Below are 8,914 nucleotides of genomic sequence, written 5' to 3' on the forward strand. Positions count from 1 at the left end.
AAATTATGCATTTGTTTCAGCAGGAACTTTTGGATAGTTAACGCCGCACATTTGTTCAGCAATACGTAATACCTGACAGCTATAACCAACTTCATTATCGTACCAAACATATGCAGTCAAACGATTACCAGAAGTAATCGTCGCTTGTGCATCAAATACACCAGCCGTACGAGAACCAATAAAGTCAGATGATACAACTTCTGTTGAATTTGTATAACCGATTTGACCTTGTAGATTAGAGTTGATAGAAATTTGGCGAATATATTCATTCACTTCTTCACGATCAATTTCTTTATCAAGGGTCAAGTTCAAGATTGCCAATGAAACGTTTGGTGTAGGAACACGAACCGAGTTACCAGTCAATTTACCTTGTAACTGTGGCAGTGCTTTCGCAACTGCTTTAGCCGCACCAGTTTCAGTAATCACCATGTTCAATGTCGCAGCACGACCACGACGATCTGCCTTATGGTAGTTATCAATCAGGTTCTGGTCATTTGTAAATGAGTGAACAGTTTCAACATGACCATTGATTACTTTGTACTTGTCATCTAAAACTTTAAGTACAGGAGTGATCGCATTTGTTGTACAGCTTGCAGCAGAAATGATTTTATCTTCATCCAGGATGTCAGCCTGGTTTACGCCAAATACAACATTTTTCATGTCGCCTTTACCAGGCGCAGTTAACACAACACGTGCAACACCAGCGCATTTAAGATGTTGAGCAAGACCGTCAACATCACGCCATTTACCAGTGTTATCAATCACTAATGCGTTATCAATACCATAAGCTGTGTAATCAACTTCAGCTGGACTAGATGCATAAATAACTTTAATGAAGTTACCATTTGCAATGATTGCTTCATTTTCCTCATCTACAGAAATTGTTCCTGCAAATGGTCCATGAATTGAATCACGACGTAATAAAGAAGCACGTTTTTCCAAATCACCATCAGATGATTTACGAACTACAATTGCTTTCAAATTTAAACCACGTCCAAGACCAGATTGACTGATAATCAAACGTGCAAGAATACGACCAATACGACCAAAACCATAAAGAACAACGTCTTTCGGTTCTACAGCTTCAGGACGACCTTCTAAAGAGTTTACAGCGTTTGCAACGAATGCATCTACATCTCCACCTTGCTCTTTATAAGCAACAGCTAGTTTACCTAAGTCAACTTCAGCAGAACCAATGTTTTCAACTTTTGCTAAAGCTTCTAAAATTGGAAAAGTATGTACAACAGAAAGTTCAACGTCCATTACACGTGTACGACGGTGAGCTTTTAAAATCTGAATAACTGAACGGTTAACTAAAGAACGACCGTAAACAGAGGTGACAATATTTTTCTCACGGTATAATTGACCAATTAAAGCAATCATACGTTCCGCGATTTCTTCGCGGTTTTTCCAACGACCTTGATGCTCTGCGTGTAGGGCGATGATAGTGTCTTTGCTCACAGATACGTCCTCTATTTGTATGTATATCTAGGCATGAATTTTAAAACCCCATAATTGTAATGGAATTATCATCAAGATTGAATCAAAAGCTGATATGTAGATGCAATATTTCTTGTATATTCACTATAAATTTACAAAATAGTAATAATTATTTAAATTATTTTAGTCTCTTTGATTAAAAAATCATCTTGAATATCAAATTTATTCCTTACACAGTTTTTTATTGGTCTAGACGTTGATTCAACTTTTCAATATTACGTTGTAAATTCCGATGTCTCTTCTGCTGCTGATACAAATGTATCCCCCCTTCTAAAGTCAATACACCCACGGCACACCAAATTGGAATATAAGTCAACCATTCTCCAGAGCGGATGGTTTCCCCCATTGCCAAAGATGCCATTGCCAATAGTACTGGTTCCAGATAACTCAACAACCCAAATAAAATCATTGGTAAAAAGCGGCTTGCTAAAATATAACTTCCCAAACCGATTGCGCTTAAAAGTCCCAGCCCTAAAATCACAAACCCTAAACTTGGTGAATCAGCGAATTTGCTATAAGGGGCAACCCCAGTCTGAGTTAAATAAATAGCAACAGGTAAACAAAGAACAATATCCCACCAAAAACCACCCAAATTATCTGTGTGAATTTTTTTTCGAAGCAAGAAATAAAGCGAGTAACCTATGGCAACCACAACAGTTTCCCATGCAATACTTCCCAATCTCCAAATTTCATGCCCTACACCAATAACTGCAAATAGAACTGCGATGAGCTGAAATTTAGATAACTTCTCTTTATAGAAAATACTACCAACTAAAACTAAAACCAGAGGGAGTAAAAAATATCCCAAAGAAACCTGTAATCCACGTCCATTTATCGGTCCCCATAAAAATAACCAAAGCTGGACTGAGGTTAAAGCAGAGGTTGTAATCAATGCCAGAATGAGTACAGGCTTTTTAATCATCCTTTGGAAAATGGTTTTGATATGTGCAAAATCACCACTATAAAACATAAATAAAGTTAAAAATGGTATGGTTGCAAGTATGCGCCAACCAAATGTTTGTTCACTATCGAAGTCACTTAAAAGTTTGGTATAAAAATATAAAATACCAAAAGTGACTGATGCCAATACAGACAATCCTACGCCTTTGAACATCAACCACCTCATTACTGCAAATTGCAGGAACATTATATACAGCTTTAAATCTAAATCTTTTTATTTAGTTGCTTTTATAACATCACGATAAACGTTTTTATTTTTGAGAGATCTTTTACATCTGCAAAAGTTTTTATAATTTTGGTTGTTCCTGTACTGTCCGAATCAAATCATCCAGTTGATATCCTTCTGATTTGGCAAACTCAAGATATTGATTCACCATTACTGGATCTGGATTTGGTGTTCTAGCAATTAACCAAAGATTTTTACGATCAGGATCACCAATCAGTGCCATCTGATATTCTGGATCTAATTTTAAAATCCAGTAATCCCCTCTTATCACTGGAATCCAGCGTACATATTCAGGCAAAAAACTGACTTTAAATTTACTATTTATGGGTGGGTTAGTAATAAATGCTTCACCATAAACATTTTGTAATTTACCAGTTTGATCAAGGCAACGATTATTTATCACAATATTACCATTTTCATTAAAGGTATAAATTGCCATCGCATTCTTGGCACAATTCTTTTGTATTGCAGCTGGCTTACGAGCAATTTCGTACCATACGCCCAAATATTTATCTATCTCGACCTGTTCAGGTATAGCCAGAATTTCTGTTTTTTCGCTAGCAAAGGCATGAAAAGAAAAGCTCAAAAATAAAGCAAATAAGACACCTAAGCTGATCTTTAAAGACCTTATCCAGTAGTGTTGCAAGTTTAAAAATGCTTTTAACATCTAGCCTCTCGCCAATTTTATAATTTTATTCGTCCAAATCATCTTTTTCTAAAATGAATACACAATAAAAGATATACTGAAATATCACTGATCAAAAGTATTTTTTAAAACTGATCGTGTTGCTTTATGTATCAAAAAACATATAAAGCAACACGATCAGTGAAATATAAATTAATGCAATAGCTTCGCTTTGAGACGGACGATTTCATCACGAATCTGAGCTGCCTGCTCAAATTGTAGTTCTTTAGATGCTTTTAACATTTCTTTTTCAAGCTTGGAAATATGCTTACTTAACAACTTGGGATCAGCAATCAGATATTGTTCATCTGCAGTTAAAGCTTGAGCTTGATCAGCAATATTGGCTTCTATTTGTTCATCATCCAGAACTTCACCCGTATCAATTTCTTTGATCGCTTGACGTACTGCACTGCGTGGTACAATCCCATGCAGCTCATTAAACTCCATCTGCTTACTGCGTCGACGCTCTGTTTCATCTATCGCTTTACGCATAGAGTCAGTAATACGATCAGCATATAAAATTGCTTTACCTTTTACGTTACGTGCAGCACGTCCAATGGTTTGAATAAGCGAACGTTCGGAACGCAGAAAACCTTCTTTATCAGCATCTAAAATTGCAACCAGAGAAACCTCTGGCATATCCAGACCCTCTCGAAGCAAATTAATCCCAACCAGTACGTCATAAATGCCTGTTCTGAGTTCATGAATAATTTTTACACGTTCAACAGTATCAATATCTGAATGCAGGTAAGCGACTTTTACACCATATTCTTTGAGATAAGATGTTAAATCCTCAGCCATACGTTTGGTCAAAGTAGTCACCAATACTCTTTCATCTAATTCCTTACGGATATTAATTTCAGAAAGAACATCATCAACCTGAGTCAAGACTGGACGAACTTCAATTTCAGGATCAATCAAGCCTGTCGGTCGCACAACCTGCTCCACAACCTGTTCCGATTTTTCCAGCTCATAGTTGGCAGGCGTCGCGCTCACATAAATCGTTGAAGGAATAATTCTTGCCCACTCTTCAAACTTCATTGGACGGTTATCCAGTGCACTGGGTAAGCGAAAACCATAGTTCACCAGATTTTCCTTACGTGAACGGTCACCTTTATACATTGCCCCTATTTGCGGAACAGTGACATGCGATTCATCAATAATCAACAATGCGTCATCTGGAACATAATCAAATAATGTCGGTGGTGCTTCACCCGCAGGACGACCTGATAAATGACGTGAATAATTTTCGATACCGTTGGTATACCCCAATTGTTGCATCATTTCCAGATCATAACGTGTACGTTGTTCAATGCGCTGTAACTCTATAAGTTTGTCATTTGTTTTAAAAAATTCTAGACGTTCTTTTAACTCTTCTTTAATCGTTCCAATCGCTCTTTCCAGATTATCCTTTGGTGTTACATAGTGACTTTTCGGATAAATCGTTACACGGGGGACTTTACGTGTCATTTTCCCCGTTAAAGGATCAAACCAGCGAATCGAGTCAACTTCATCATCAAACAATTCAATACGGATTGCATGCTGATCAGATTCGGCAGGGAAAATATCAATAATCTCACCACGAATACGATAAGTACCACGTAAAAACTCCAGTTCATTACGGGTATATTGCATTTCTACCAAACGACGAATAATGTCATCTCGATTAATGCGATCCCCTTCCACCACATGCAATAGCATACTCATATAGGCGTTCGGATCACCTAAACCATAGATAGCAGAAACTGATGCAACAATAATTGCATCGCGTCTTTCTAACAAGGCTCGTGTTGCCGATAATCGCATCTGATCGATATGATCATTGATTGCTGCATCTTTTTCTATAAACGTATCTGAGGATGGGACATAAGCTTCTGGCTGATAATAATCATAATAACTTACAAAGTATTCCACCGCGTTATTGGGGAAAAATGATTTAAATTCACCATATAGCTGGGCAGCAAGAGTTTTGTTATGCGCCATTACAATCGTGGGACGCTGTAACTGAGATATGACATTTGCCATGGTATAAGTCTTACCAGACCCTGTAACACCAAGTAAGAGTTGATCGTGATACCCCTTTTTTACACCTTGCACGAGCTTTTCAATTGCCTGTGGCTGATCTCCAGCAGGTTTGTAATGTGTGACAAGTTCAAAAGGTTGGTTATCGCTCACTGTCTTTCCTATAAATATGTTAGCTAAAGTTTAACAGATTTCAGTCATGCCCGTTATCTTTCACTTTTTCTTAATTGGGTATAATCACATATATTCAAGTATATTTCACTTGACCGCATCAGATTTCATATGCAACATAAAACATCACATACAGCTTGAAAAGTAATGCCATGACTTACCATTATCATGATGAAAGTATTATTAAAAGTTTACCCGAAGATACAGTATTTGTTTTTGGTAGTAATATGGCTGGAACTCATGCGGGTGGTGCTGCAAAAATGGCAGTGGAACACTTTGGAGCAGTTAAAGGAGTAGGACGTGGATGGGCTGGTCAAAGCTTTGCAATTCCTACCATGAATGAGCATTTGCAACAAATGCCGCTTTCCCAAATACAACACTATATTGAAGATTTTAAAATTTATACTAAAAACCATCCAAAGATGAAATACTTCATTACATCCATCGGGTGTGGTGTTGCAGGCTATAAAACTGAAGAAATTGCCCCGATGTTCAAAGGTATTTCTCACAATGTTATTTTCCCAATCTCATTTCGACCTTTTGTCGAGCGTACATTACCTAAACTAACGCAACATTTTATTCAAACACTCAATCAAGATGACATCTTTCAGCAAATTGATGACCACAGTTTCATTGAAAAATTAGACCTTTCTGATAATGAAAAAAGCCTTGTTACCATTTTATTGAATACACCGATGTATCCAACGGACAGTAATGGTCGTGATCGTGAATTTGAGATTCAGGATATTTTACATACTCTCAAATCCAAATTGCCAAATTTTGATTTAGCACCTGAACATACATTAATTTTTGGTGGTGTGATTTTGGCACTTATGGAGTTATATCATTTAAATGAGCAGGATATTATCGACCTATGGCTTGGGAAACGTGAACTCCTGGCACCTAAGGCAGCAAATAAAGCAAAGAAATAATTTTCTGTACCCTATTTTTAACTTTTTAGTTAACGCACCTTAGACGGAATACTTTTCAAATAGTTAGAAAAATATTTAATACCGACAAAAGTAAGTTTAAAAAAACAGGCATAAGCCTGTTTTTTATCTTTTACCCATTGAGCGACGTGTACCACGTGGCGGTGGCCAAGTCTTATCTGCATAATTTTCAGGTTTGGGACGTACTTGATTATGTGCAACATCATCCTGATTCTGTTCAGATGCTGGCATTGGAAAAGGTAACTTTACCAATGGCTTTTTAGAAGTAGGCTGCTGCTTACTCATACCATTTACTCAAACAACTTTCTGCCTATTCTAAAGTTTTTTATAAAATGATGCGAGAAAGTTCGCAAAACGTAACTGTTTTTATTTCAATTTCTTATAAAGATACATTTATTTGTCATTTTTAATTAATTAGTTCATTTTTTAAACAATAGAGTCTGCATTTTTAGGCTATGATAATGTGCTTTTTATTTTTTAATCCCTATAAGAAGGAATATTGCCGTGGACGTACGTCTTTCTGATCGTGTCAATGCCATCAAGCCGTCCCCAACACTTGCTGTAACCAACAAAGCAGCTGAATTAAAAGCTGCTGGTAAAAATGTTATTGGTCTGGGGGCTGGTGAGCCTGACTTTGATACTCCACAACATATCAAAGATGCAGCAATTGCTGCAATTAACAACGGTTTTACAAAATATACTGCTGTTGATGGTACGCCAGGTCTTAAAAAAGCAATTATTGCCAAATTGAAACGTGACAATAACCTTGAATACCAAGCCAACCAGATTCTGGTTTCTTGTGGTGGTAAACAGTCATTCTTTAACTTGGCATTAGCTTTGTTAAATAAAGGTGATGAAGTGATCATCCCTGCTCCATACTGGGTAAGTTATCCAGATATGGTAATCATCGCTGAAGGTACACCTGTTATCGTTAAATGCGGTGAAGAACAACGCTTTAAAATTACCCCTGCCCAATTAGAAGCTGCAATTACAGACAAAACTCGTCTTGTTGTATTGAACAGTCCTTCTAACCCTACTGGCATGATCTACACTAAAGCTGAACTTGAAGCTTTAGCTGAAGTTCTTCGCAAATATCCTGAAGTATTCGTTGCTTCTGATGATATGTATGAACCAATCCGTTGGGATGATGAATTCTACAACATCGCAACTGTAGCACCTGATCTTTATGACCGTGTTATCGTGCTTAATGGTGTATCTAAAGCATACGCAATGACTGGATGGCGTATTGGTTATGCAGCTGGTCCTGCAAAATTGATTGGCGCAATGAAAAAAATCCAGTCTCAATCAACTTCAAACCCAACTTCTATTTCGCAAGTTGCCGCTGAAGCTGCATTGAATGGCCCACAAGATGTCCTTCAGCCAATGATTGAAGCATTCCATCGTCGTCATGATCTTGTTGTAAATGGCTTAAATGACATCAAAGGGATTACTTGCCTACCTGCTGATGGTGCATTCTATGCTTATGCAAATATCCGCCCATTAATCCGTGCGAAAGGTTTAAAATCTTGCACAGAATTTTCAGCTTGGTTGCTTGAAGAAACTGGTGTTGCTGTTGTTCCTGGTGATGCATTCGGTTTAGGTGGTTATATGCGTATTTCTTATGCAACTGCTGATGAAGTACTGGTAGATGCGCTTGCTCGGATCAAAAAAGCAGCTGATTCTATCGAAGGTGTAGATGCCGCAATTGCTTCAATTGAAGCTGAAAAAGCTGCAAAATAATCTCCGTTAGTATAAAACCCGTCTAAATTGGCGGGTTTTTTTAACTTATTCATTCCCTGACTGAGAAAACAAAGCTACAACTTCAGCCTCAGTCATATGCTTTGTATGGTTTTTGAATGCGTAGAACTCAGGTTTATGATCAATATAAATTTCACTATCTAAATACAAATCTTCGATAGCAACATCCAGGGCAAACACATTTACATTGCAATATTCATTATTTTTCATTCGCCAGAATAATGATGTACCGCACTTTTTGCAAAAGCCTCTCTCTCCCCACTCAGATGAATCATATATACTCAGTGTAGAATCATTTTGGAAGGCTAAACTGTTAGGAACAATATCAATCGTCATCATGATTCCACTGGATTGCCTACGGCACATTGAACAATGACACACATGTACATCATAATTTAGCATCTCGACAGTAAATTGTGTCTTCCCACATAAACAATGCCCTTTCATCATTATTCTCCATATTATTTAAATTATCATCTAATCAAAAGCTTAAATAAGCTTTATGCAAATGTGATGACAAAATACCAAATCAGAAAACAGCACATTTTGAAACACATTCATCATTCAAAAAAAATTATTGATACATTAAAATAATAAAATACAATTACTTAAAATATGCAGAGTATTTTATGCGTTATAAAA

8 protein-coding genes are annotated in these 8,914 nt (G+C 37.0%); 2 read left to right on the top strand and 6 right to left on the bottom strand.

Annotated features, from left to right (window positions below):
* Window positions 1-3: 3 nt before the first annotated feature.
* The 4 genes from KPC_RS15200 to uvrB form a co-directional block, all read right to left on the bottom strand.
* On the bottom strand, window positions 4-1,461 hold the full coding sequence (locus KPC_RS15200; protein ID WP_121975208.1) for a glyceraldehyde-3-phosphate dehydrogenase: 1,458 nt from the start codon (window positions 1,459-1,461) through the stop codon (window positions 4-6).
* 220 nt (window positions 1,462-1,681) lie between these two features.
* Window positions 1,682-2,614: an EamA family transporter RarD gene (gene rarD, locus KPC_RS15205; protein ID WP_121975209.1), complete on the bottom strand. Its 933-nt coding sequence runs from the start codon at window positions 2,612-2,614 to the stop codon at window positions 1,682-1,684.
* 133 nt (window positions 2,615-2,747) lie between these two features.
* The gene (locus tag KPC_RS15210) at window positions 2,748-3,353 is read right to left on the bottom strand and encodes a lipocalin family protein (RefSeq protein WP_121975210.1); all 606 of its coding nucleotides are present in this window, start codon (window positions 3,351-3,353) and stop codon (window positions 2,748-2,750) included.
* Between the two features lie 171 nt (window positions 3,354-3,524).
* Entirely contained in the window at window positions 3,525-5,546 is a 2,022-nt protein-coding gene (uvrB, locus tag KPC_RS15215; RefSeq protein WP_121975211.1) for an excinuclease ABC subunit UvrB, read from the bottom strand.
* Window positions 5,547-5,716: 170 nt separating this feature from the next.
* Here uvrB and KPC_RS15220 point away from each other — a divergent pair, with 170 nt between their 5' ends.
* A complete protein-coding gene (locus tag KPC_RS15220) occupies window positions 5,717-6,496 on the top strand; it encodes an A1S_2505 family phage non-structural protein (RefSeq protein ID WP_121975212.1) in 780 nt (259 codons plus the stop codon).
* A 123-nt stretch (window positions 6,497-6,619) separates the two neighbouring features.
* Here KPC_RS15220 and KPC_RS15225 read toward each other — a convergent pair whose 3' ends face one another.
* Window positions 6,620-6,799: a hypothetical protein gene (locus tag KPC_RS15225; RefSeq protein WP_121975213.1), complete on the bottom strand. Its 180-nt coding sequence runs from the start codon at window positions 6,797-6,799 to the stop codon at window positions 6,620-6,622.
* Window positions 6,800-7,018: 219 nt separating this feature from the next.
* On the opposite strand from KPC_RS15225, the gene KPC_RS15230 reads away from it, so the two are divergent.
* Window positions 7,019-8,254, top strand: a complete 1,236-nt coding sequence (locus tag KPC_RS15230) for a pyridoxal phosphate-dependent aminotransferase (protein WP_121975214.1) — start codon at window positions 7,019-7,021, stop codon at window positions 8,252-8,254.
* 45 nt (window positions 8,255-8,299) lie between these two features.
* On the opposite strand, the gene KPC_RS15235 is transcribed toward KPC_RS15230, so the two are convergent.
* Window positions 8,300-8,719 (bottom strand): GFA family protein, encoded by a 420-nt coding sequence (locus KPC_RS15235; RefSeq protein ID WP_121975215.1) that lies wholly within the window; start codon window positions 8,717-8,719, stop codon window positions 8,300-8,302.
* Between the last annotated feature and the right edge of the window lie 195 nt (window positions 8,720-8,914).

Origin of the sequence: Acinetobacter stercoris, assembly GCF_900323515.1 — a bacterium.
Taxonomy (GTDB): domain Bacteria; phylum Pseudomonadota; class Gammaproteobacteria; order Pseudomonadales; family Moraxellaceae; genus Acinetobacter; species Acinetobacter stercoris.